This is a genomic window from uncultured Chitinophaga sp., from assembly GCF_937874145.1.
Taxonomy (GTDB): domain Bacteria; phylum Bacteroidota; class Bacteroidia; order Chitinophagales; family Chitinophagaceae; genus Chitinophaga.
Map to the genome: position 1 here is coordinate 1 of NZ_CALNBI010000191.1, position 23,796 is coordinate 23,796.

A 23,796-nucleotide genomic window follows, 5' to 3' on the forward strand; every position below is an offset into this window, starting at 1 on the left:
TACTGAGATATACATTCACGAGGTATGAACCCGCGCCTACGTTGGGATTTTCCGCCAGCCAGTTCATCGCCGTTTCGGCATTCTGCTTCTTCAACTTCCACATTTCCGTTTCAATCGCCTGCCTGGCGTCAGCATCCCCTACACTCGAAGCTTCTGCAAACTCCGTTTCGAGCTGGGCAAGCTTCGCGTCGTTTACACGGAGGCCCGACAACTCAAGATCCATGCGCTTCCATTCTTCCACGAACGGGCTGCCGGTGATTTCCGCATCTTCGAAATAAGGCCCTTTGCCGGCAAAATTGAGCTTGCCGGGCTCCACGTACAGGAAAGTCCCTTTGGCTTCATTCATGTCATCTCCAATGTGGATAATGCAGGTGGTACCGCCGCCGGCCATATTGATCGTCTTGGAAAAACTGCCATCCTTCACTACCGCCGAGTCCCTGACATCACCCAAGGGCATCCAGATCAGCACGCGCTCCCCGTCTTTCATCCCGCCGAGTTTGGCGGTGATCTCCAGTTTATCCTGGGCATAGCCCGATATGCAGGACAGCAGCGCCATCCCAGTCAGCATCCTTTTCATGCAATTGAATTTTATGATTTTGAAAAGTTCTTTAATTCGAATACTTCCTCGTTTTCACCAGGCGACTGGATCGTCATCCTGGTTGGGATTTTCACGCCGAACACGGCATCATATCCCGCCATTACCTTGCTGGCGTATAACAAAGAAGGCATCATGCCGGTATATTCCTGCCGCACCTTGAGGCCGGTTGCCGCGTCGTAATAAAACCGCCAGGCATTGCCGGTGGGCGTCATCACTGTTATCATATGCGTTTCCATACCGTGGACCAGCTGGAAAGAATCGGACAGCGTCACTTTGTTGCCGGGATCGAAAAACCGCAGTTCAGGGAACAGCATCGCGGATATGCGCAGCTGCTCGGCCTGTGTGGCGTTCAGTTGTTGCCCGGCGCCCAGCGTCGTGAAACGCAGCGTATCGGTCTGCTCCAGTTTCTTCAGGGCTGTCAGTGACGTCGCCAGTTCCAACCCGGCGATCCAGGAAAAGGTTCCCCCGGGCGCATAACGCTGCCGGAGCACGAACACGCTGTCTGACCAGGAGCGGTATTCCAACCCTACGCCAACCATCCGTTCCGCGTTCTGCTTCCCGCCGATGGCGTCGAAATAACGATCGATCACCTGCCGGGCCGACATTTGCCCGTTACGCAACCTGGTACCGCCGCCCGTCCAGGTATTGTCTGTGCGGTCCGCATCCGGAAGGCGCGATTCGGGGTCCAGCAGCACGGCGACTACCGCCGATGTGGTGGGCACTTTCAACGTGTGGGCATTGTTCCAGTCCCAAACCTGCACCGGCAGCTTCACGCGGTGTTGCCTGCCGTTGAATTCCCGCACGAGGATGTCCACCGGCATGGGCATTTGCTGTTTATTGACGATGGAAATCAGGACGCCTTTATCAGGCGTGTCGCCATCGTACGCCACTTTTGAAATCCCCTGGTCCATCCGGGCATCGGTCAAAAACCAGGCGCGCCAGAACCAGGCGAGGTCTTCACCGGTACCGTTTTCCATCATCCTGAAGAAATCGTGCGGCGCGGGATGCCTGAAAGCCCAGGCGCGCATGTATTCCCGGAAGGCCGCGTCGAAGCGCTCAGGCCCCAGTACTTCGTTGCGCAGAAGCATGAAAGCCGTACCGGGCTTCATGTACATCAACGGCCCCATATCGGCGGGCGGCACGCTGCCAAAAACAGTGCTGATGGGAACATGCTGTTTTTTCATATTCATCCAGCTGAACGACGAAGGCATATCGAAAGCCACGGGACCGTTCAGCTCAGCGGCACTCACGAGGTTGATGAAAGTATTCTGGCCTTCGCACATCCAGCCATTCCGGCTGTCTGCCGCGATCATGAGATTGAACCAGGCATGCCCCAGTTCGTGGTTGGTTTTGATCCAGACGCTGGAGGTATAGCTCGTTTGCTGATAGTGGATGAACGACACGCCCGGCGATGCCAGTCCCGTTACACCGGTAGCGATGTTGACGGCGGCGGCATAAGGGTAAGGTGACCACTTGTCGGAATACGCTTTCAGCATGCGGGGCATCGCCCGGATGATGGTGTCCCATTCCCGGTTGCTTTCCGTCGGGAACAGCGCCATGGTGGGGATGGATGTACCGTTGGCGAGCTTCGTGGCGAGGCCTTCCCAGTTGAAAGATGCCGATGCCGCCCAGCCGCCGTCGCCCGCGTTGGGCTCGCGGAACTTCCAGGTGAGGGTGGGAGCGGCGGAAGGGGAAAAGGCTTCCCCGGCCGAGCGCACCCTGATCACCGTATCGCCTTTCAGCGACTGGCGGTATTTCCGGAGCACTTCCGGGCGGAGCACTTCTTCAGGATTAAGCAGCAGGCCCGTTCCCTGGACGATCATATTCGCCGGCGCGGTGAAGTGCATTTCGGTGCTGCCGCATTCCACGTAGTACTGTGTCCCGGAAACATTCCAGCCGCGGAGGTCGTCGTACACGCACACCCGCGGAAAAACGCTGGTATACTGGAATACGCTTCCCTCCCCTGTTTTCAGCACGCCCATGTTATCGGAGCCGTTGAGCGGAAGGATGAAGGTGTAATCCGTTTCGAGTTTTACCTGCTTCCCCGGTAACAGCGGCTGCGGCAAGTCCACACGGATGTAATTGTGCGTAAGACTGTACGCGGCGTTTTTGTTGCCGGCTTTTATGGATGCGATCTGCAGGCCTTCGGTATGGTCGTTGATACCGAAGCGGCTGCCTTTCGGCGGCGTCAGCAGGCTTTCGCGGGAATCCCTGCGGAAGCGGTTCTGCACGGCAGTGAGCCAGATGTAGGCCAGTGTATCGGGACTGTTATTGGTATATGCCATCGCGCAGCGCGCTTTCACCTCGCGGGAAAGGGTGTCGATGGACACCGCCACCTTGTAATCCGCGCGGTTTTGCCAGTAAGCGGGGCCCGGCTTCCCGGAAGCGCCGCGCGTGGCCGTTGCGGCAGGATGCGGCAAAGGCGCGAACGCCGCCACCGGATCATAAGACCCGCCCGGCGCCTGTTGCGCCCCCGCTTCCTTTCCCGCCGCACACGCCGCCAGCAGCAGTGCGATACGTATGAATTGGTTGGCCACTATTCGTATTTCTGTTCGTTATATAAATCCCGCACCTGCGCCGCCATGGCTTCCATGGGGTACGACAGCTGGTTGCACAACCAGTTGCCCTCCTTGTCGATAGCGATGTACCTGGGCACACCTGTTATCTTGTAGGCCTCGAAAAAGCGCTGGTATTCCTTGCTTTCTTCTTTCCGGATGATGACCATGTTGTTCGGTCCCGCAACCTGGTGTTTGGCGGACAATTCTTTCCAGATATCCTCCGTTCCTTCATCCTGCCAGGCGATGGTGAGGAAAACGATATCAGAGCTGTCTTTATACGCACCGGCCATTTTCTTGTAATCCGGCAGGCTGGCGATGCAGCCTTTGCACCAATCGGCCCAGAAATCCAGCACAACCATTTTGCCTTTATAATCAGACAGGCGGACAACTTTCCCGGAAGCGTCCTTCATCACGAAGTTGTAGGCCGGCTTGCCGCGATCCATGATAGAATAGGCCTGGTAGAGGGAATCGATGGCTTTTGTTCTGGCCGAAGGTTTGAGGTTGGTACGCAGCATGGGATACACATGCTTCAGTTCCGGCGTGAATTTCTTGTGTTTCAGTTCCATGATCACCCAGTGGTACGCGGTTTCCTGTTTCAGGCGTTCGCTTTTGGCGAAGCGGATGAGGTCGATGAACAGGAATTCTTCCCGCAGATCCGGCTCGGCCAGCTTCCTGCCTTCCCACCAGAAGCGGGTGATATTGGGGATTACGCTATTATCCGCCAGTTTAGAAAAATCGGGACTGGCAATTTCAAAACCATCGAACAGCCATTTGGAAAAAGTGGCCTCTTTCGCCATTTCCGGTTTATGCTTTACCACTGGCAGGCGGCGGGCAAGCTTAAAGTAGCTTTCGTAGGCTTTCAATACGGCCCGATCCTGCTCGTTTGCCCCGGCGGCCTGCATGGCCTGGTCGAGGAGGCGGCTGTTGTTCTGCAGCCAGGCATCCATCGCTTCGCGCGATGTGATGGCCATATCGTAGCGGTAAATAGAATCGATGAAACGGGGGAGATTGGCTTTATCCGTTTTCCCTTTGATCTTAGCCACGACGGCATTTCCCGTATTATTCAAGCTGGTTGCGTTAATGGTCACATCCAGCGTTTCGCCCTGCGATACGAGGAAGGGCACCCGCCAGATGGTGACGATCTGGCTGCCTGTGCCCAGGCTGCGCTCAAGGGGCGCTATCTTCGTGCCCCGGCTTATCCTGATGGATTCGGTCGTCGATTTTTCGGAAGGGTTATCCGTGAGATATACCACATCGATGCTGGTTTCGATGGTGCCGCCGGGCGCTACGCTCACCCGGAGCTTGCCCGGTGCGCCGGGCCCTGCATGCACAACCAGGCTGCCGCCCAGCGCGAACAGCAATATTGTTAATGATTTCTTCATGTTGATAAAATGATTTACTAATAGGGCACACGGCCCGCAAAAAAGGGTGAATCAAATGCCGGTTTACATCAGGGTAAATTGCCGATGGCCGCCAGGTCGATGTTGTATTCCTCCTTGAAATGCTTCAAAACGATATTATACTTCTTGCGGACGAGCCCGTTCCGGTCGACCTGCGGACTGAGGATCGTGGCTTCCAGTTCGGCGGTGGTTTTACCTGTCACCGCTTCTACATATGTCGCCAGGTCCCACAGCGGATCGGCTTTGGAAACGTGTTGCACTTCCAGCATGCCCCGGAGATACTTATTGGCCTCCGTCATACTCGCCATGCTGGCCGGCATCAGCGCCAGGAAGTCTTTCGGGACGGGAATGCTGCCGCCTAACAGGGCGCGGTGAAAATAATAGCGGTGCATCGCCGCGATGGTTGCCTTCTTTTCTTCCGGCGACAGCGTTTCCAGCCGGGCGTTGGTCCAACCGATGGCCAGCATATGCGCGGCGCAGGAAAAGCCTTTTTTAACGATGATGGTTCCGCCCGGCCCTTTCGCGCCAACGGCGGCAGAGAGGTAGATGCGGAAAGGCAGCGTTTTCTTCCGGAAATCTTCCGGGTAATACGCCAGGCAATGCAACCGGAAGAAATCATAAGCAGCTTTGAGATAAGCCGGGTCGCCAACTGCGGCGGTATCGCTGAGCATTCCCGTGGGCGTGTAAGCGAAATCGAGGTGTGTGAATTTATAAAGGAAATATGTGCCGTATTTGTTTTTGAAGTTGACGATGGAATCATCGATCGGCTGGTTGCCTTGCGGCAGCTGGTAAGCATCCGGCAGCAGCGGCGGGTTCAGCCGTTCTTCCTTGCCGCACGCGGCGGCCAGGAGGCTGAGGGCAACGCAGGCTGGCGCTATCAATCGGGAAAATGTATGTTGCATGTTGGTGAGCGGTTTTATTCCGGCTTGCGGGCGCCGGAGATTTGAGGATTTTGTTGCAGGGCCCTGTTGCGCTGGAGCACTTCCAGCGGGATGGGCAATGTGTACTGGGGATCGCGCGCCTTCAGCACATAAATATCAGTCCTCCCCGGCGCGTAAGCATACACGTGCCTGATTTCCGGCATGCCGTACCGGCGAAGGTCGAACCAGCGGTGCCCTTCTTCAAAACACAACTCACGGCGGCGCTCTTCACGGCACATCTTCAGCAGCTGGTCGCCGGTATCCATAGCCCAGGGAACGAAGTCTGCTGGAGCAAACCGGTGCTGGCGCAGCGTGTTCAGATCCGACAATGCCTGCTGCGCCCCAGCCGCGTCACCCTTCTTCCTGAACAACTGTATTTTCGCTTCCGCGCGGTTCAGGTAAGCCTCCGAGCTTCTCCAGGTGAGGTACCACTGCGACTCTACATATTTGTTAATCCCGTAGTCCACCGTGATGAAGGGTTTCATCTCCGGCGGGAAGTAATAATAGTAATATTGTGAACGGAGATCTTTTTCATCGAAAGTATTCGCCAGGTCGTGCGAGAAATCGGCCACCAGCGTAACACCCATAATGTCCGTCACCCGATGGTTACCATACGCCCAGATCGTTTCCGCATTATCGCGGTGTACAATGGAGGTGGTAATGCCGTTATTCAGGTCCGCCAGTTGCGGATGGCGCTCCAGCACGTAATCCGCATGCCTCACCACCGCTTCCCAGTCTTCCTTGTACAATGCCACCCGGCTGGCCAGCAGATGCGCCGCCACATCGTCCATAAACAGATTGCTGCCGATGCGGTCGTCCCGTTCGAGCAGGGCTATTGCTTGCTCCAGGTCTTTCCCGATTTGATCGTACACTTCCTTCACCGAACTACGGACAATGGTTTCCTCGATCACGTTTCCATCCAGCTTCAATGGTACGCCCGGCGATGTGGCGGGGTCTACGGCAGGATCATTGTAGGGATGAGCATACAGGTTCACCAGCAGGAAATAATACCAGGCCCTCAGCGCCAGCGCCTCGCCTTTCACCTTGTCGCGCTCCTTTGCGTCGCCGATGGCGCCATCGATGTACTGCAGCACCACGTTCACGCGCATCAGCTTGCTGTAAAAAACGCTCCAGGAATCGAAATCATTCACGTTCGGGCTCATTGACTGCCTGCAGGCGTCGATAAAATCCGGTTGCCACTGGAAGGCGGGGTAGTTGACGTAAAAAGCCTCATCGCCGGGGTTCGGCGCAATCGATGCGTAATACTCCACATCGTCGGTCATGAGGTTTAAATGCGGCATCAACTTGATGCCGTTCGGATAGCCGCCGGTGGCCAGGATATCCCCGAAATCCATCACGGTTGTAGGGATAATGTCTGACTGGGAGCGCTCTTCCAGGAATTTTTTACAGGAAATATTGCTCAGCACGGCGATTGTTATTATTGCAATTGAAAGTTTCTTCATCTGTAAAGATTGGATGCATTAGAAATTCGCGGAAAGGTTGAATGCGTACTGACGGGTGAGTGGCAATGCAGTAGACCCCACGCCGTCGATCTCGGGATCCTGCCCCTGTAACTTCCGCGAAGCGATGGTAAAGGCGTTGTTCATGGAAAGGCCCAGCGTCAGCGCATTTACCCGGGCAGGTTTCAGGATGGACTGCGGGACCATATAATTCAGGCTGATGTTCCTGCACCGCATGAAGCTGGCATTGGCCACCCGAATATCCGTCAAATCATACATCTTGAAATGTGACATGAGCGGCCGGCTGCCGAGCCCTTCCATCCGGGGAAGCAACTGGCTTTCTCCCGCTAACAGGTCCCGCATGACCGGGATAACGGCCCATGCTTCGTCGCCCGGCTTCCGCCAGCGGTCGATCAGATCCCTGTTGGCATTGTAACCTGCACGCGGAATACCGTTCAGATCGGTGTTGCGGGCATACAGCGCGTTCATACGTTTGTGGGCGCCCAGGCTGTAATAAAAACTGCCGCGGAGCATGAAGTTCTTATAGCTCAGGTTCGTGGAAAAGGTCCCCTGGAACTTGGGGAACCGCTGGCCGGAAAACACCAGGAAATCCGTCGGCAACACCGTTTTGCCCCCATCGTCCATATGGTGGAACTCCGGAAGCCCTGTAGCCCCGTTCAACCCCTTAAACACGAAGGAATAAAACGCATCCGCCGGAACGCCGGGCTGGCTCACGGTCCCATTCAGGTAATCGGTATACACGTTCTGATAACCCTGTTCCGCCACCTTGTTCTTATTGAAACTGTTGGTGAAAGTCAGGTTGAGGGTCCAGCCCCTGGAACGTACCGGCACGAAATTCACCACCGTTTCCCACCCGCTGTTCAGCAGCGAGCCGGAATTGACGAGCATATAATCCACGCCGTTTTCCACCGGAACCGATCTTTGGGAGATCAGGTCCACGCTTTTCCTGCCATAGTGATCCACCTGCAGGTTGACGCGTTTTTCGAACAGGCTCATTTCCACGCCTATGTTGTATTGATACGTTTTTTCCCATCTCAGGTCGGGATAGGGAAGGCTGTTGATCACCACATCCGGGCGGCCTGTCAGGGAGTTGCCGCTGGGCCCCGCCGGCATGAACCTGGCGATGAGGTTCGGGCTCACTTCCGTCACCACGTTCCCCTGCGTTCCGTAAGAGGCGCGCACATTAAGGCCGCTCAGCACCTTCGATTCGGGAATCCATTTTTCATTGGAGGCGTTCCAGCGGAAGGAAACGCTGTAGTTGGGAAGGAATTTCTGGTTGGAATATTGACCGAAACGGTTGGACCCGTCGGAACGGATGTCGAAACCCAATGTATAGCGGCCGTCGTAATTGTAGAATGCGTTGCCGTAAATGCTCATCCGGTTGTTCAGCCGGTCTTCGAGCTGGAGTTTGTGGAACTGGCGGCGCGAACGGTCGGACGCTTCGAAGATTTTACCCCGCGTTTCGAAATAGCCGGGTTCCTGCGTGGTGCTGCCGGTCAGCTTGTTGGAAGTTGCTTCGGCGCCCAGCGAGAAGTTGAATTCATCGCGGTTGTTGAATAAGCGGCGGTTGAAGAAAACCGTGCTGCGGGTATTCCATACCAGGGAATTGAGGCTGGAGAAATTGGCCAGGCCGCCCTGCGGGAGGTACGACAGGTCCATCAGTTCCTTTGGATAGGTTTCCCCGTAATTATATCCGCGGTGCACCGCAGCCTGGGAGCTCTTTTCATATGCCGCCCTGAATGCTTCCGACACGTCGCTCATTGCGCTGCCCATTTGCTCGAAACGCCATCCGCCGCCAAAGTCATAGGTCAGGTTCATGTTGATGGTCGTACCGCGGGAACTGCTGGTATTGGTGGTATTGGCGATATCGTTGATGATATTGTATTTGATCGGATCAGCCGACATTCCCGCGCTACCCGTCGTAAGGCCGGAAGATACCCATGGATACCATTCCTCCGGCGAGGTAACGCGGCTCGTCTGCAATGCGTAGTTCAGGGGATTGATGCCGTTGTAATAACTTTCCTGCGTGCTGTAATTAGCCATCAGTATCATGTTCACGTTCAGCCTTTTGGTGACTTTCGCGTTCATTTTGACGTCGGCCGTGATCCGCTGGTTGCCATCCAGCTTGGCGGCGCTGTTGTTCTTACTATAGCTTACGGACCCGTAAAAAGTCGCTTTATCGCTGCCGCCGCTGAGGCTGAGGGAGTGCGTCATCCCGAAGGAATTCTGAAAAAGCAGGTCGAACCAATCGGTATTCCTGGCGCCGCCGGCCTGAACGGCCGCCTTGAACTCAGCTTCCGAAATCTGGCGGCCATTCAATTGTTGCACGAGATATTCATAGGATGTTTCCGGCAAAAAGCCGGCATAAAAGCCATTGCGGAGCAGCTTGTCTTCGATCAGCTCCCTCGACAGTGTCATCCGTTCCTCTGAATTCATGAGATTCATCCTCCGGTAAGAAGGTTTCGCCTGGAACGACAAGTCGGTGGCGTACGTTACCTGCAACGGCCCCGGTTTGCCTTTCTTGGTGGTGATCACGATCACCCCGTTGGCGCCCTGCGTACCGTAAATGGAGGTGGCCGCGGCGTCGCGGAGGAAAGTCATGGATTCGATATCATAGGGGTTCAATCCCGCCACGGCGCTGCCGATCAGGCTAAACTGCCCGCTTACCGCGCTGTTCAGCGTTTCGGACGAAATACCCACCGGGCTGGGGCGCACCATCCCGTCGATCACCCACAGCGGCGAAGCGTTTCCTACGAAAGTGGATGTGCCGCGCATGCGGATGGTGGGCCGGGCGTTCACGCTGCCGGAATTATTCATGATCATCAGCCCCGGCACCTTGCCCTGGAGCATCTGGTCTACCGAAGGCATCCCCGGCTGGAGGATGTCTGCCGCATTCAGCTTGAAAGTGGCGCCGGTAGACATCCGCGCGTCAATCTTCTGGTAACCGTTCACCACCACTTCCTTCATTTCTTCCGTGGAAGTTTTCAGCTTCACGAACATCAGCTGATCCGTTTTCGGCTCCGCGCGCAGGGTCGCTGTCGAAAGCCCCACGCCGCTGAACTTCAGCACTTCTCCTTCATACACCATGAGGGAAAACATGCCATTGTCCATGGTAACCGTTCCCAGGTTGGATTCCAGGGCGCGGATGGTAACGCCGGGGATGGGCTCGCCGCCTTCCGAGACGACCTGTCCGCTTAACAGCAGGCTTAATTTCTGGCCGGGTTTCAACTTTTCCACTTCGTCGGGGAAGATGATGATGCCGCCCATGTCTTCCGCGAATTGCAGCGCGGATTTCTGGAGAACCTGTTTGAGCAGGGCTTCCAGCGTCACCTGTTTCATATCCACGGTTACCGGCGGTTGCCGGCGGATGAGATCGGAGTTATAGGTAAAGCGCACGTTGGTAAGCGTCCGGATATCCTTGAGGGCTTTGGCCAGCGGGGTTTTCTCCGCCTTGTAGCTGACCCGGATATCGAGCACCGACTTGGTTTGCGCCGCCAGGGCGAAGGGTATCGCCAGCAGCGTAAACAGCAGTACGACCCGGGCATGGAAACCCCGCACCTTTCCCCCGAAAGGCAATGTAGATTTTGATTTCATGTTGATAAAACTGGTTTACGATTCGCCGTTCGCACGGCGGTTCATCCATAAAGCATGTCGGTCAATCAGGGCGTCCCCTGTGTTACCGGGATAAATAAACGATGTTGTCCTCTATACGGAAGCGGACGTCGCCCGCTGTCCTGCTTATCTGTTCGAGTACCGCTTTCAGGGTTGCGGGCCTCGGCATGTCCAGCGTAAAGCTCAGCTGCCGGAGGCTTTCGTCCTCAAAACGGATTTGATAGTCATAATCCCTGCCTAATGTTTTCGTGATTTCTTCCAGGCGGACGTCTTCAAAATAAATCTGTCCGTCTTTCCACGCCGTCACGCCTCTCATGTCTGGCACGCGGCGGCTCATTTCTCCGGCGGCACGGTCGAATGCCACCTGGTCTCCCGGCTGCATCAGCAAAGATTTGCCGGCGGCCGAGGTTTTTACTTTTCCTTCCGCCAATGTCGTATAAACAATATCCGAGTAGGTGTTGATGTTGAATTCGGTACCCAGTACTTCCACGTTCATTCCATCCGCCGTTACGATAAAGGGATGGGAAGCATCCTGCGCCACATCGAAGTAAGCCTCGCCTTCCAGCTGGATTTCTCTTTTCGCGCCGGTAAAGGCGGAAGGATAGATGAGGCGGGAATCGGCATTCATCCAAACAACCGTTCCATCGGCCAATTGAATCCTGGTTTTATTGCCGCGCGGTACCACCAGCGTATCCATCGTCACAGCGGTTCCCGTCGATTCGGAATATACGATCCCTTTATTATCAGCGCTCACGGAAACGCCATTGCCGGTTTGCCATTCCTGGGAACTGTCAGTCAGCACAAATGACGTACCGTTGGAGGATTTGATTTCCACTTTCCCCGAGGGCTGATGTTCCGCCACAACGGCGGGCGCTTTCCCGGGCGTGGCATTTTGCTGATAATACTTTACTCCAGCCACCGCGATAATCATTGCTGCTGCGGCGGCGCCGGCCCAATACAGCCATCGCACCTTGCTGCGCGAGGCGTTCTCCCGTTCCAGGTTCTCCCGGAAACGCTGCCAGCCTTCCTCCGAAGGGAATTGATCGTCCGGGGCGCCCGCATTCAGCCGGCCGCGCACTTCGCGGGCCATGCGTAACTGCCGGGCTTCCTCACTGTCTTCCGCGAAGCCAGGCTCCGCATCGCTGCCGAGGTCTTCCAGCTTCGGAAGGAGCTTGTCCCAATCGATATTTTTCTCCGGATTTTCCATGTACTTCTCTATAATGGCAATCGTTCTGCAAAAGCGGGTGAACGATGCCGGCTATTTTGTGAAAAAAAATATAAGACCGATCATCCGCACCATCCAGCCGCATTCTTTGCGTAAATATTGATATGCCAGCTTGATGTGCGTTTTCACCGTATTGACCGAAATATCCAGCTGCGCCGCAATGTCCGCATACTTCAGCCCGTCGCGGTTGCTGAGGAGGAAAACGGCGCGGCGCTGTTTGGGTAAACGCGCAATAGCCGCCCATAGGGCGGCATTACGACTATCGTCTGTTTCATATGTTTCGTCCGGAATTCCACTGGCGGCAGCAGACAGTTCCATGGGCGATTCGAATTTGATCCTTCCTTCCCGTTTGATGAAATTGAGCGACGCATTTTTCACCGCCCTGGCGGCATAGTGGACAAACCCGGAATGGATCTTCAGTTCTTCTTTTTTCTTCCAGCAGTATAAAAAGAAGTCCTGCACAATGTCTTTCGCCGTCTCCTCATTTTCCACCACCCCGTAAGCGATCCGGCAAAGCGCCGGGTAATGCTGTCTGAACAATGCCTCAAATGAATCCGGATCTCGTGAATTTGGTTGATTCATACCCGATTACTACTCTCATATCATAGTATGTCACAAAATACTTAATAATTTGATTTCAAATCGGTGAAATCCTTATCGGGCAAGATCTTTCAGGACATCGGCGGCGTGAGAGAGGTAGCGGTCGGCCCGGAGCCCGTTTTTCCACTCCTCCCGGCGGGCCGCTTCCGAAGCGTAGGTAGCAGGGCCAGCCTCCGGCAGCCTCACGCCCAGCAGGGCGCTCGCCGGCAATTTAGCCGCCTGGTCTGCGATCTTTTCCTGGCGCAGCTTTTCGTTCTCAGCTTTCATGAAATCCTCGTACCGGAGGGGCCTGGCGTCGCCGGCATGGGCCACCAGCCAGTTTACCGATGCGCGCAATGCGGCAAACGCAGTATCCGCATCCACCCGGCGCGAAGCCGCCGCGATCGCTCCCGGCAGGGTCCCCGCATTTTTCCATGGCGCGAAATACAACGGCGCGATCGTATCAGGCTGCAGCGCGGTGAGGAAGTGCTTCTCCCGCTGCTTCGTGTATTCGGATTTTCCCGGTACCACCACATCCGGCGCAACGCCCTGCAACTGCGTGGTCACGCCCGTAATCCGGTAAAATTTACCCAGCGTAATAGCCACGGAACCGTAGCTGATATTCGGCGTACCCAGCTGCTTGTTGCCCATCTTTCCCATCGGACGGGTTTCCTGCATCGTGCCTTTACCGTAGGTGGATACGCTGCCTATCACCACCGCGCGCCCGTAATCCTGCATGGCGCCGGAAAACATCTCCGAGGCGGAAGCGCTGCTTTCGTCCACCAGCACCGTCAGCGGGCCATCATACATCACGGACGTCCAGGGCGTGATATCGAATTTTTGTACGCGGTCCTTAAAACGCCCCTGCGCCACAGGCCCCGAAGCCACAAACAAACCCGCCATATGCTGCACCTGCTCCAGCGACCCGCCGCCATTGCCGCGCAGGTCGATCATGATGCCGCTGATATCCTCTTTCTTGAGTTTTTCTACTTCCCGCGCCACATCGAAAGCGCACTGCGCTCCGTCGGGCCGGCTGAAATCCCGGTAGAATTCCGGCAGGCGGATGTAACCGTACGTGCGGCCGTCTTTCTCAATGAATGCGCTTTTGGCGGCATTCGACTGGTCTTTGATCTCCTGGCGGGTGAGCTTCACTTCTTCTTCTTTCCCCAAACGCTTCACCAGTAAAGTCAGCACTGTCCCCGAATCGCCGCGCACCAGTCGCGACACATCGGTTACCGACAGCCCGCTTACTTTCACCACGGCGCCACCATTGGGGCTCACGCCCAGTATCTGGTCGTTTTCGCGCAGCAAACCGCTCCGGTCCGCCGCGCCGCCGGCCAGCAGCCGTTTCACGCGTATCTCGCCGTCTTCCGCGGACAATTCCAGCCCCACCCCGAAATAACGCTGCGCCATCCGGGCATCGCGCTCTTTACTGTCGGCGGGCGCGTAAAAATTGGTATGCGGATCGATTTCCATCACCACCACGTTCATAAATGTCACGAAACGTTGCTCCGGCGCGGTCACGCCCAGCAGGTTGCCGTAAGATGTCCGCAGCCAGGACAACACCTTCGCACGGGCTTTCTTTTCCGATTCGGCTTTCGTCAGCCTGGGGTCCGCGGCCTGCAGTTCGGCCATGTTATGTAAAACGTGGCGCTTGAGGAATCGTTCCCAGGCCTGCTCGCGCTCGCTCCGGGAAGCGAAATATCCTTCCGGCTTCTCGATATAGGTTTCTTTACGGGTAAAATCCAGCGGTTTAGCCAGCAGGCGGTTGAAGATGTCCACAGATTCCTTCATGCGGACGATCAGGAGCTCGTTGGCTTTGTGGAAGAACCCGGTGGACGGGGCTTTCAGCTCATCGTCAAGGCTTTTTTCCCAATGGCGCAGCTGATCGATGTCCGCCTGCATGAAATTGAGCTTGCCGCCGTCCTGCTGTGTCAGGAATTTCTTCCAGACCGAGGCGGAGAAAGCGTCGTCTATCGGTTTGAGTTGATAATGTTCCTGCGTGATCCGTCGCATCACCTGCCCTACGGTCGTGTTCCGGTAGGCGATAACGCTATCTTCCGTTTGGCTGGCCGAGGCGGCCCCTCCGGCGCCGAGCAGCGCCGCTGTAACTAAAAGCGCCCTGAGGCGGAGAGTTTGTTTCATACCCTTTAGGCAACCGGACCGGTAAATCGGGTGAATTTACCCGCCAAAACACCGGACCGTCCAGCCGCAGAAGTCGAAATATTTCAGCAGGGGCTCATCTTCCCGGTGCGCCGCGATGGCTTCCAGCTCCGGCCCGATCTTCTCAAAAGCCGCCGCCCTGCGCGGCTGGCTGCACTTGCGCGGGTTGAGCGCGATCGTTTTAAACAACAGTTTCTCCAACCTCGACGTGCGGCCGTATTGGCTATAATACCTTTTGTAAGCACGGATTTCATAATCCAGATAAGCGGCATTGTCCATTTCATAATGGATGACGATGTGCAGGAGCCGGCACGCGCGGTACACGGCGGAAGTGCTCATGGGCTTGTGCTCGTTCAGGCCCTGCGATGCGTAGCGGTTCGCGGATTCGAACTGCCGGGCGTAGAAATGCGTTTGCGCGGCCAGCAGCAGCAATTGCAGCTGTTTGTCGGTTTTATGCAGGCCGGGATGCATGAGCACGGGCTCGTGGATCTCCTGCAAAAAATCCATCGCGGCTGCATGTTCCTTTTTCCCGATCAGGCTGCCTAAGCGGTGCAGGCAAAGGGTCTGGAAGCAGAGATTGCGGAAATGTTCGGGATAGGGCTTGTCCATCAGCAGGGCGAGCCGGTTGGTGAAGAACTCCATTTCTCCGAAATACCCGATGCTGAACAGGTTGTCGAGGATGCCGTCGATAGCGGATAGATGGTCGTACGGCGGATTGTTCCACAGCGCCTCGTTGGCTTCGAAGAGCGCGTTGAGGGATTTGAAAACGGCGAGGGCGGAATGGTATTGTTTGGTATGGATGAGGAAGAAAGATTGAAACAGGAGATGCGTTTTCCGGGATTCGAAGGGATGTTTTCCGCCGGAGCTGATGAGCGCCAGTTCTCCCAGGACGAGGTCGTTGATCATTTTGCCGTTGCGCTCCAGGCCCACCTGTTCGTTGATGAGCCGGAGTTTCAGCAGTTCGTACAGGGAATGGTGCTCGTGGATCTGGTGCTGGGATTTGAGCGCTTGTTTGGCGCGCATCTGCAGGTCCACCACTTCTTTTTCCGTCATCCCCGGAAACCCTGCGCCGGCGAGGTAATTCAATTCCGCGCGAACGGCCTGGTAATAGAGCATATGATCTTCGGCATGAAGCGCCAGTTGCTGCGTTTTGCGCAGTTCCTGCAACCCGCGTTTGGGCAGCGAGCGCTCGAAGCAGAGCCGGGCTTTCATGAAGGCGTGGTGGCGGGCGTACCATTTATCCTGTCCGATGCGGACGGCCATGAGCTGGTCGGTCAGCACGCGGTACAGGTATTGAACAGTGTTATCGAACGCGCCGGGCCTGGATGATGGATTGAAAAGCGTTTCGGCTTCGGTAAGGGACATGCCTTTCCGGCAGAGGATATCGAACAGGAGGAGATAATCCTTCGCGCCTTCGTATTTGCCGGCGGATTGCCGGAAATATTTCTTTTCCGCGGGAGAAAGGGAGCGGACGATCTTTTCAAGTTCAAGTGCAATCATGTGGAATTTAATGAAATGCCGGATAATATGAAATCGCTTATCATTGATTATCAGCATTATTAAAGAATAATCCTATCAAACTACCAATATTTAGCATTCATGAAAATATGAAAAAATGGCAGAATTCGGGTGAAGGGGAACGTTACATTTGACGTCCAAGGGGATGAAAAGTGCACTGTTCATCAGGACCTATCCAATTATCCGACCCATAAAAAATTTACTTCCCGTTATGTCAAACAAGATCCTCGTGGTAGGCAGTATCAACATGGATATGGTGGTGAAAACCGCCCATATACCGCAACCGGGAGAAACCGTGCTGGGCGGCGTTTTCTTCATGAATCCCGGCGGCAAGGGCGCCAACCAGGCGGTGGCTGTGGCCCGGCTCGGTGGCAAAGCGGCCTTCATCGGCAAGATCGGCGACGATATTTTCGGCAAGCAATCCGCTCATTTATTCGACCAGGAAGGCGTGGATATTTCAGGCATCTTCTCCGATCCGGAATCGCCCTCCGGCATTGCCATGATCACCGTGGATGATTCCGGGGAGAACAGCATCGTGGTGGCGCCCGGCGCCAACGCCCACCTGCAGCCGCAAGACGTGGCCGCAGCCTTCGGCAAGCACCCTGATGCGGCCGTGATGCTCATCCAGCTCGAAATACCCATGGAAACGGTGCGCCACGCCGCGCAATGCGCCCGCGACAAAGGGCTGCTCGTCATCCTCAATCCCGCGCCCGCCAACAGTTCCGTGTCCGATTTATTCCATCTTATAGACGTTATTACCCCGAATGAGCACGAAGCCGAGATGTTATCCGGCATCCGGATCAAAGACCTCAGCAGCGCGCGCCGCGCCGCCGAACGCCTTCAGCAATTGGGCGTAAAAAGCGTGATCATCACGCTCGGCAAACAAGGCGCGGCCGTGCTGCACGAGGGCCGGTTCCATCATATCCCCGCGCCGGTGGTGGATACGGTAGATACAACTGCCGCGGGGGACGTCTTCAACGGCGCGCTGGCAGCAGGGCTCGCCGACGGCCGCGGGCTGGAAGAAGCCGTCGCATTTGCCTGCAATGCCGCATCCATCGCCGTCACCAGATTGGGCGCGCAATCCTCGATCCCGTACCGGAACGAGGTGCTGTTCAACATCATGAACTGAGCCATCCAACCATCTCAAATAAATCCACCGTTATGTTTATCGTAGAAAGTTATTCCCTCGCCATTTTCTTCTGCCTGATCACCATGTTGTGCTGGGGTTCCTGGGCCAATACCCAGAAACTCGTGGCCGGCAACTGGCGCTTCGAGCTGTTTTACTGGGACTATGTGCTGGGGATACTCCTTTTTTCCCTGCTCGGCGCCTTCACGCTCGGGAGCACCGGCGCCGGCGGGCGCGCCTTCCTTCCCGACCTGCAGCAGGCGGACTTCGCCAATATCCGCAGCGCCTTTGCCGGGGGGATCGTTTTCAACCTTGCCAATATCCTGCTGACAGCCGCCATCGCAGGGGCCGGTATGGCGGTGGCCTTCCCTGTCGGCATCGGGCTGGCGCTCGTGATCGGGGTGATCCTCAATTTCGCGCTGGCCGCAAAAGGCAACGCCACCCTGCTGTTCGCGGGCGTAGGGCTCGTGGCGCTGGCCATCATCATCAACGCCGTCGCTTATGGCAAACATTCCGGCAGTACGGGAAAGAAAGGAGTAGGCAAATGGATAGCCATCGCCGTGGTGGCGGGCATCCTCATGTCTACCTTCTATCCTTTCATCGCTGCGGGTATGGATTTAGCCAATTTCCAATCGCCGGCCGCGGGAAAAATGACGCCCTATACCGCGTTCGTCGTTTTTGCGGCAGGGATTTTCGCCAGCAACCTCCTTTTCAACGCCATCCTGATGCGGCGGCCGCTCGAAGGCGCGCCTATTCCATTTTCCGCTTACTTCCGGGGAACGCCGCGGGTGCACCTGACCGGGATATTGGGCGGCTGCATCTGGGGGCTGGGCAACCTTTTCAACCTCATCGCATCCGGCAAGGCGGGACCGGCCATTTCCTACGGCCTGGGCCAGGGAGCTACGCTGGTGGCGGCACTGTGGGGTGTTCTCATCTGGAAAGAATTCAAGGGCGCCACTCACGGCGTACGCAAACTGGTAACCGCCATGTTCATCCTTTTTGTAGCAGGCCTGGGGCTGATTATCGCCGCCGGCCGCTAAGCCCGACCATTCTAATTTATCGCTACCTCTAAAAAAACACGTATGAAAAACAGGCTACTGAAAGACATGGGAGCCACCCTCCTCCTGCTCGCCTGCGCGCAGTTCGCGCTCGCCCAGTTCAGGGTTACAGGGCAGGTGACCGACAGCCTTAACGGCCAGGCGCTTCCCAACGCCACGATCCGGGAAGCAGGCCGCCCAGCCGGCGTCAGCGCCGACGCACAGGGCCGCTACGCCATCTCCCTTTCCGCCCCCAACGCCTCGCTGGAAGTCACGTTCGTCGGCTACCGGCGCATGCTCGTTCCGGTGAACGGCCGCAACACCGTCAACATTTCGCTTGCGCAGGACAGTGACCTGGGCGAAGTGATCGTTGTGGGATATGGCACCCAGAAAAAAAGTGATATCTCCGGCTCCGTTGTGTCTATAGATGCTGAGAAACTGGCGCCGCAAACCTCCACCAGCGTGGCGGAACTGATCCGCGGAAAGGCTTCCGGCGTTCAGGTGACGCAGGGCAGCGCCCGCCCGGGCGGATGGGCCAACATTACCATCCGCGGCACCCGCTCGCTCAACGGCGGCAATGCACCGCTGTTCGTGCTCGATGGTGTGCCCGTGTCCGACATCGACAATGTGAATATGGCGGACATTGCCACTATTGAAGTGTTGAAAGACGCAGCCTCCACGGCGATTTACGGCGCCCGCGCGGCCAACGGCGTGGTGCTCGTCAATACGAAACGCGCCAAAAGCAACAGCCTGCAGCTGGAAGTGACGGGCCAGCACTCGCTGCAGCAACTGAAACGAAACTTCGACCTGTACTCGCCCGAAGAATGGGCACAGTTGCGCCGGGAAGCGGTGCGCACCAAGAACGGCGGGCAATGGCCGACCGACGAACAGGCGTTTCCCGCTCCGATCCTTTCCGCCATCCGCAACAACAAAACGGCCGGTTGGGAAGACCTCATGATCCGCGATGCCTGGGTGCGCAAGTACGACGCCAGCGTGCGCTCGGGCACCGACAGGACGAGGATCGCCTTTTCCGGCGGGTACCTCGGGCAGGACGGCCTTTCCAAACAAGCCGGTTACGACCGCACCAACTTCCGCCTCAACCTCGACCACAAACTCCTGCCCGCGCTCACCCTCGGCACCAACGTCGCGTATTCCTTCGCCACACAGACCTTCGAAGACGGCTCCTGGGACGGGTTCTATCGTTTCCTCACCGCGCCTCCCTACGCCACGCCTTTCGACGACAACGGCAATCTCAATTATATCATCGGCGAATCCAACAGTACCAATCCCCTGTGGAACGCGCGGGAATCTTCCAACGAAACCAAATACAAAAACCTCCTCGCCAACGTGTTCGCGGAATGGACGATCATTCCCGGACTAAAGTATAAACTCAACACCAGCGTCAATTCCAACACTTCTTCCAACAAATTTTACCAGACGAGCCTCCACCAGAACGGCCGCATTTTCACCGGTAACGGCTCCATCACCGAAACCCGCAACACGGACTTCCTCCTGGAAAATATCCTTTCCTACGACCGGGAATTCGATAACGGCCATCACCTCGACGTAACCGCCGTGCAAAGCATCAACAAGATCGACTATGAAAGCACCGGCGTGAGCGCCACCAACTTCCCTTACGACAAGTTCGGGGCTGACGGAATTGGCACTGCGCAGAAATCGAACATCCCGACGCACTGGGTATCGAAACGGAAAATACTGTCGTACATGGCCAGGGCGCGCTACAACATCCGCGACAAATACCTGGCTACGTTCACCATGCGGGCGGATGGCTCCTCGGTGTTCGGGCCGGAGAACAAGTTCGGATACTTCCCTTCGGGCTCCGTGATGTGGCGGGTTTCGCAGGAAGATTTCCTGAAAGGGAGTTCCTGGCTCAATGACCTGAAACTGCGCGCGAGCTACGGCGCCGTGGGCAACCAGGCGGTTAACCCCTACAACTCACTGGGCGTGACGGTGCTGTACCAGGGCATTTTGATGAATAACGCGGGCTCGCCGGCGATTACGTCGGGCTTTTTACCTTCGTCATCGTTGTACAACCCGGCGCTGAAATGGGAGACTTCTGTTTCGGGGAACCTGGGGTTGGATTTCAGCTTGCTGGACAACAAGATCAGCGGCTCGTTTGAATATTACAACACCCGGACCACCGATCTCCTCATCAACAAATCCCTGCCCAACATCCTCGGGTATACTTCGCAGCTGGTGAATCTGGGCGAGGTGAAGAATTCCGGATTTGAGGCGATGGTCAACATAAAACCCGTGAAAAGCCAGGAAATCGACTGGAACGTGGGGCTTGTCTTCTCCCGCAACAGAAACAAACTCGTGAAGATCGACGGGAAAGTAGACGCAGAAGGCAAACCGGTGAACGACCTCAACAACCGCTGGTTTATCGGCGAATCGGTGAATGTGTTTTTTGACCACCGTTTCGAGGGCATCTGGCAAACGTCCGACAAAGACTTTATCGACGCGCACCCCACGCTCAATGCCCGCCCCGGCGATGTGCGTGTGGCCGACCTGAACGGGGATCACATCATCAACGAAACAGATAAAATCCTTTACCGCCGCGATCCCAAATTCACCGCTTCCGTCAACTCCTCCTTCCGCTATAAAGGCTTCGATCTGTATTGGGATTTGTATTGGGTGAATGGCGTTTACCGGCAGAATCCGTATCTCTTTTCCAGCAACCAGGGCGGCGCGCTTACGGGCCTCACCAATGGCTTGAAAGTGAATTACTGGACGCCGGAAAATCCTTCCAACGAAGCTCCCCGCCCGCGCGAAACCGGTATGGAAAATCCTTACCTGCACGTGATCGGTTACCAGGACGCATCATACGTCCGCTTCCGGAACATTACGCTGGGGTATACTTTGCCGTCGGCCTGGACGAAAGCCGCGCGCATCCGCTCGCTGCGCGTGTACGCCGGTCTGGAGAACTTCTTCACTTTCACCGATTATTCATCCTACAGCCCGGAATCCAATCCCGGCGACTTCCCCGAACCGCGCGTTTTCCAGTTCGGGCTGAACATCCACCTTTAATATTCGCGTCATGAGAAAGATCCGCAACCTTATCATATTCTGCGCTATGCTTGCCACGGGCTGTAAAGACCAGCTCATGGAAGAAAGCGAGACCACCCTCACGCTGGTGGAACTCTATTCCACCCCGCAGGGACTGGAAAAAGCGATGACCGGCCTTTACATCCTGGAACAACGCGGCCCGCGCGACGGCGCCTGGTGGGACGGTGCGGAGATGCTCTCCGTCATCGGCGGCACCGACATCACCGTGATGAACGGCGGCCCCGGCAACGGTTACCGCACTTACGACCCCATTGAAATGCAGAACGGCGATGGCATGGCTTTCACCTGGTGGAAATACCATTATTCCGTTATCGGGAAGGCTAATGAAATTATTTTCTATGGCGAGAAGATAGCGGCCTCCCACCCCGAGGTGCGCCATACCATCGCCGAAGCCCGCTATTTCAGGGCGCATTCTTATTTCTGGCTCTTCCGGCGTTACGACCGCATCTGGCTGAACACCGAACCTACGACGCCGGAAAACGTGGACCAGGCAAGGGATTACCGTCCCGCGAAAGCGGAGGATATCTACGCCCTCGTCAACGCCGACCTCGACTACACCATCGAAAACATCAGCAAAACCGCTCGAGATCCCGGAAAAATTTCCGAAACGCTGGCCCGGCACATCAAGACGGACGTGGCGCTCTGGCAGCAGAACTGGCCCGAAGCCATCAAACAGGCGGAAGAAATTTTCAAAAGAACAGATTACAACCTCGTGCCGCTGGAACAGGTGTTCGGCAGCGCCAATCTCGGCCACAGCGAAGCGCTGTACCTGCTCCGAAGCGCCAAAGGCGGGTATGACGTGTACACCAACCGCATGCAATCCCACTTCATTCCCTGGTACGACAAGGTTTGCGGCGAGCGGAGTTTCGAGAACGGCGGCTGGGGATGGGGCTGGTTGTACCCGAACGAATACCTTTTCAGTCTTTTCGACAAAACCAACGACAAACGTTACAAACAATACTTCAAAACAGAATATATTGTAACGAAAGTGGTGCCCGGCATGCCCGCGGGTACACAGCCGGGAGATGTGGTGACGGTAACGGAAGACAACAAAAGCCTGTACTACACGGCCTTCCATCCCACTACAACCAAGTTCGTGGATCCCTGGACGGTTTCTTCGCCGGATGACGGCTGGTCGTACAAGGATTTCATGGTGTACCGGCTGGCGCAGACGTACCTGTTTGCCGCGGAGGCATACATGCGCGCCGGCGACAACGGCAATGCGCTGAAATACTACAACAAAACCTGGGAGCGCGCCGGCAACACGGCTTTCACGGGCACGGTCACCGAGCAGCTGATCATGGACGAGCAGGCCAGGGAACTGGGGCTGGAAGGGCATCGCTGGGTGTTTTTGAAACGGATCGGCAAACTGCTCAGCCAGGTGCGGGCGCATGCTGGGGAAGAAAACCCTTACACCGGGGAGAACTACCTCCTGCCACGCACCAATATCAAAGACCATAACGTGCGCTGGCCCATTCCCAACGGCGAACTGAACATCATGGGGAAAGCGAATTTCCCGCAGAACACGGGATACAATCCCTGATCAACACCGTAAACTTTTAGATAACGATATGCGAAAACTAATTATTTCCGGCCTGCTCCTGGGCGCCGGCATCGTAGCGGTGCTGGCGTTCCGGAACCGGGACGGCCAGGCGCCAGCGCCGAAAACGAAACTTTCCCGCGAAACGCTGCAGGATAAAATCAAAGGCGGATGGGCGGGCCAAACGATCGGATGCACTTATGGCGGCCACTTCGAATTCAAGTACAACGGCACGATGATCCAGGATTATGTGCCCGTGCATTGGGACAGCGGCAGCATCAAATGGTGGTACGACAACGCGCCCGGATTGTACGACGATGTGTACATGGACCTCACCTTCGTGGAAGTATTCGAGAAATACGGCCTGAAAGCGCCCGTTGATTCCTTCGCCAATGCGTTCGCGCATGCTTCGTACCCGCTGTGGCACGCCAACCAGGCGGCGCGCTTCAACCTGCTGAACGGTATCAAAGCTCCGGAAAGCGGCCACTGGCGCAATAATCCGCATGCCGATGATATCGATTTCCAGATCGAGGCGGATTTTGCGGGACTGATGGCGCCCGGCATGGCCAACACCGCCGGCGTGATCTGCGACAGTATCGGGCACATCATGAACTTCGGCGACGGGTGGTATGGCGGCGTGTACGTGGCGGCGATGTATTCGCTGGCGTTTGTGTCGGACGATGTGAAGTGGGTGGTGACGGAAGGGTTGAAGACGATCCCGGCGGGCAGCAAGTACCGTCAATGTATGGAGGCGGTTATCGCGGCGCATAAGCAATACCCCAACGACTGGAAGCGCGCGTGGTTTGAGGTGGAGCGCAACTGGAGCGAAGACCTGTACTGTCCGGACGGCGTGCATGCCCCGTTTAACATCGACGCCACCGTGAACTCGGCGTATATCCTGATCGGGTTGCTGTACGGCGAAGGGGATTTCACCAAAACCATGGACATTTCG

The 23,796-nt window shown here is 56.3% G+C and carries 15 protein-coding genes; 5 read left to right on the forward strand and 10 right to left on the reverse strand.

Annotation, left to right across the window (positions count from 1 at the left end; all coding sequences use genetic code 11):
• The 10 genes from Q0510_RS08955 to Q0510_RS09000 all read right to left on the reverse strand — a co-directional run.
• A partial coding sequence (locus Q0510_RS08955) for a DUF4369 domain-containing protein (RefSeq protein ID WP_298710189.1) occupies nt 1-577 on the reverse strand: 577 nt, incomplete at its 3' end.
• Between the two features lie 11 nt (nt 578-588).
• Nucleotides 589-3,135 carry a M1 family aminopeptidase gene (locus tag Q0510_RS08960; RefSeq protein WP_298710191.1) on the reverse strand — a complete coding sequence of 849 codons (2,547 nt, stop codon included), beginning with the start codon at nt 3,133-3,135 and terminating at the stop codon, nt 589-591.
• The gene (locus Q0510_RS08965; protein ID WP_298710193.1) at nt 3,135-4,538 is read right to left on the reverse strand and encodes a redoxin domain-containing protein; all 1,404 of its coding nucleotides are present in this window, start codon (nt 4,536-4,538) and stop codon (nt 3,135-3,137) included. The genes Q0510_RS08960 and Q0510_RS08965 overlap by 1 nt, the downstream gene beginning before the upstream one ends.
• A gap of 68 nt (nt 4,539-4,606) precedes the next feature.
• Entirely contained in the window at nt 4,607-5,458 is an 852-nt protein-coding gene (locus Q0510_RS08970) for a hypothetical protein (protein WP_298710195.1), read from the reverse strand.
• Nucleotides 5,459-5,472: 14 nt separating this feature from the next.
• Nucleotides 5,473-6,939 (reverse strand): RagB/SusD family nutrient uptake outer membrane protein, encoded by a 1,467-nt coding sequence (locus Q0510_RS08975; protein ID WP_298710197.1) that lies wholly within the window; start codon nt 6,937-6,939, stop codon nt 5,473-5,475.
• An 18-nt stretch (nt 6,940-6,957) separates the two neighbouring features.
• On the reverse strand, nt 6,958-10,551 hold the full coding sequence (locus tag Q0510_RS08980; RefSeq protein ID WP_298710199.1) for a SusC/RagA family TonB-linked outer membrane protein: 3,594 nt from the start codon (nt 10,549-10,551) through the stop codon (nt 6,958-6,960).
• Nucleotides 10,552-10,633: 82 nt separating this feature from the next.
• Complete coding sequence (locus Q0510_RS08985; protein WP_298710201.1) at nt 10,634-11,776, reverse strand: FecR family protein; 1,143 nt, start codon at nt 11,774-11,776, stop codon at nt 10,634-10,636.
• Nucleotides 11,777-11,827: 51 nt separating this feature from the next.
• Nucleotides 11,828-12,334, reverse strand: coding sequence for an RNA polymerase sigma-70 factor (locus Q0510_RS08990; protein WP_298710203.1), 507 nt, complete (start codon nt 12,332-12,334; stop codon nt 11,828-11,830).
• Nucleotides 12,335-12,448: 114 nt separating this feature from the next.
• Complete coding sequence (locus Q0510_RS08995) at nt 12,449-14,518, reverse strand: carboxy terminal-processing peptidase (protein WP_298710205.1); 2,070 nt, start codon at nt 14,516-14,518, stop codon at nt 12,449-12,451.
• Nucleotides 14,519-14,554: 36 nt separating this feature from the next.
• Nucleotides 14,555-16,036: a hypothetical protein gene (locus Q0510_RS09000; RefSeq protein ID WP_298710207.1), complete on the reverse strand. Its 1,482-nt coding sequence runs from the start codon at nt 16,034-16,036 to the stop codon at nt 14,555-14,557.
• A gap of 229 nt (nt 16,037-16,265) precedes the next feature.
• On the opposite strand from Q0510_RS09000, the gene rbsK reads away from it, so the two are divergent.
• The 5 genes from rbsK to Q0510_RS09025 form a co-directional block, all read left to right on the forward strand.
• Nucleotides 16,266-17,183: a ribokinase gene (rbsK, locus tag Q0510_RS09005; RefSeq protein WP_298710209.1), complete on the forward strand. Its 918-nt coding sequence runs from the start codon at nt 16,266-16,268 to the stop codon at nt 17,181-17,183.
• A 32-nt stretch (nt 17,184-17,215) separates the two neighbouring features.
• A complete protein-coding gene (locus Q0510_RS09010) occupies nt 17,216-18,220 on the forward strand; it encodes a GRP family sugar transporter (RefSeq protein WP_298710211.1) in 1,005 nt (334 codons plus the stop codon).
• Nucleotides 18,221-18,262: 42 nt separating this feature from the next.
• A complete protein-coding gene (locus Q0510_RS09015) occupies nt 18,263-21,265 on the forward strand; it encodes a TonB-dependent receptor (protein ID WP_298710213.1) in 3,003 nt (1,000 codons plus the stop codon).
• Between the two features lie 10 nt (nt 21,266-21,275).
• Nucleotides 21,276-22,847, forward strand: a complete 1,572-nt coding sequence (locus tag Q0510_RS09020; protein ID WP_298710215.1) for a RagB/SusD family nutrient uptake outer membrane protein — start codon at nt 21,276-21,278, stop codon at nt 22,845-22,847.
• 28 nt (nt 22,848-22,875) lie between these two features.
• On the forward strand, nt 22,876-23,796 hold a 921-nt coding region (locus tag Q0510_RS09025; RefSeq protein ID WP_298710217.1), incomplete at its 3' end, for an ADP-ribosylglycohydrolase family protein.

Coding starts and splice junctions, on each gene's coding strand:
- Q0510_RS09020 (WP_298710215.1), top strand. CDS start 21,276: ATGAGAAAGATCCGCAACCTTATCATATTCTGCGCTATGCTTGCCACG.
- Q0510_RS09010 (WP_298710211.1), top strand. CDS start 17,216: ATGTTTATCGTAGAAAGTTATTCCCTCGCCATTTTCTTCTGCCTGATC.
- Q0510_RS08965 (WP_298710193.1), bottom strand. CDS start 4,538: ATGAAGAAATCATTAACAATATTGCTGTTCGCGCTGGGCGGCAGCCTG.
- Q0510_RS08975 (WP_298710197.1), bottom strand. CDS start 6,939: ATGAAGAAACTTTCAATTGCAATAATAACAATCGCCGTGCTGAGCAAT.
- rbsK (WP_298710209.1), top strand. CDS start 16,266: ATGTCAAACAAGATCCTCGTGGTAGGCAGTATCAACATGGATATGGTG.
- Q0510_RS09015 (WP_298710213.1), top strand. CDS start 18,263: ATGAAAAACAGGCTACTGAAAGACATGGGAGCCACCCTCCTCCTGCTC.
- Q0510_RS09000 (WP_298710207.1), bottom strand. CDS start 16,036: ATGATTGCACTTGAACTTGAAAAGATCGTCCGCTCCCTTTCTCCCGCG.
- Q0510_RS08980 (WP_298710199.1), bottom strand. CDS start 10,551: ATGAAATCAAAATCTACATTGCCTTTCGGGGGAAAGGTGCGGGGTTTC.
- Q0510_RS08985 (WP_298710201.1), bottom strand. CDS start 11,776: ATGGAAAATCCGGAGAAAAATATCGATTGGGACAAGCTCCTTCCGAAG.
- Q0510_RS08995 (WP_298710205.1), bottom strand. CDS start 14,518: ATGAAACAAACTCTCCGCCTCAGGGCGCTTTTAGTTACAGCGGCGCTG.
- Q0510_RS08970 (WP_298710195.1), bottom strand. CDS start 5,458: ATGCAACATACATTTTCCCGATTGATAGCGCCAGCCTGCGTTGCCCTC.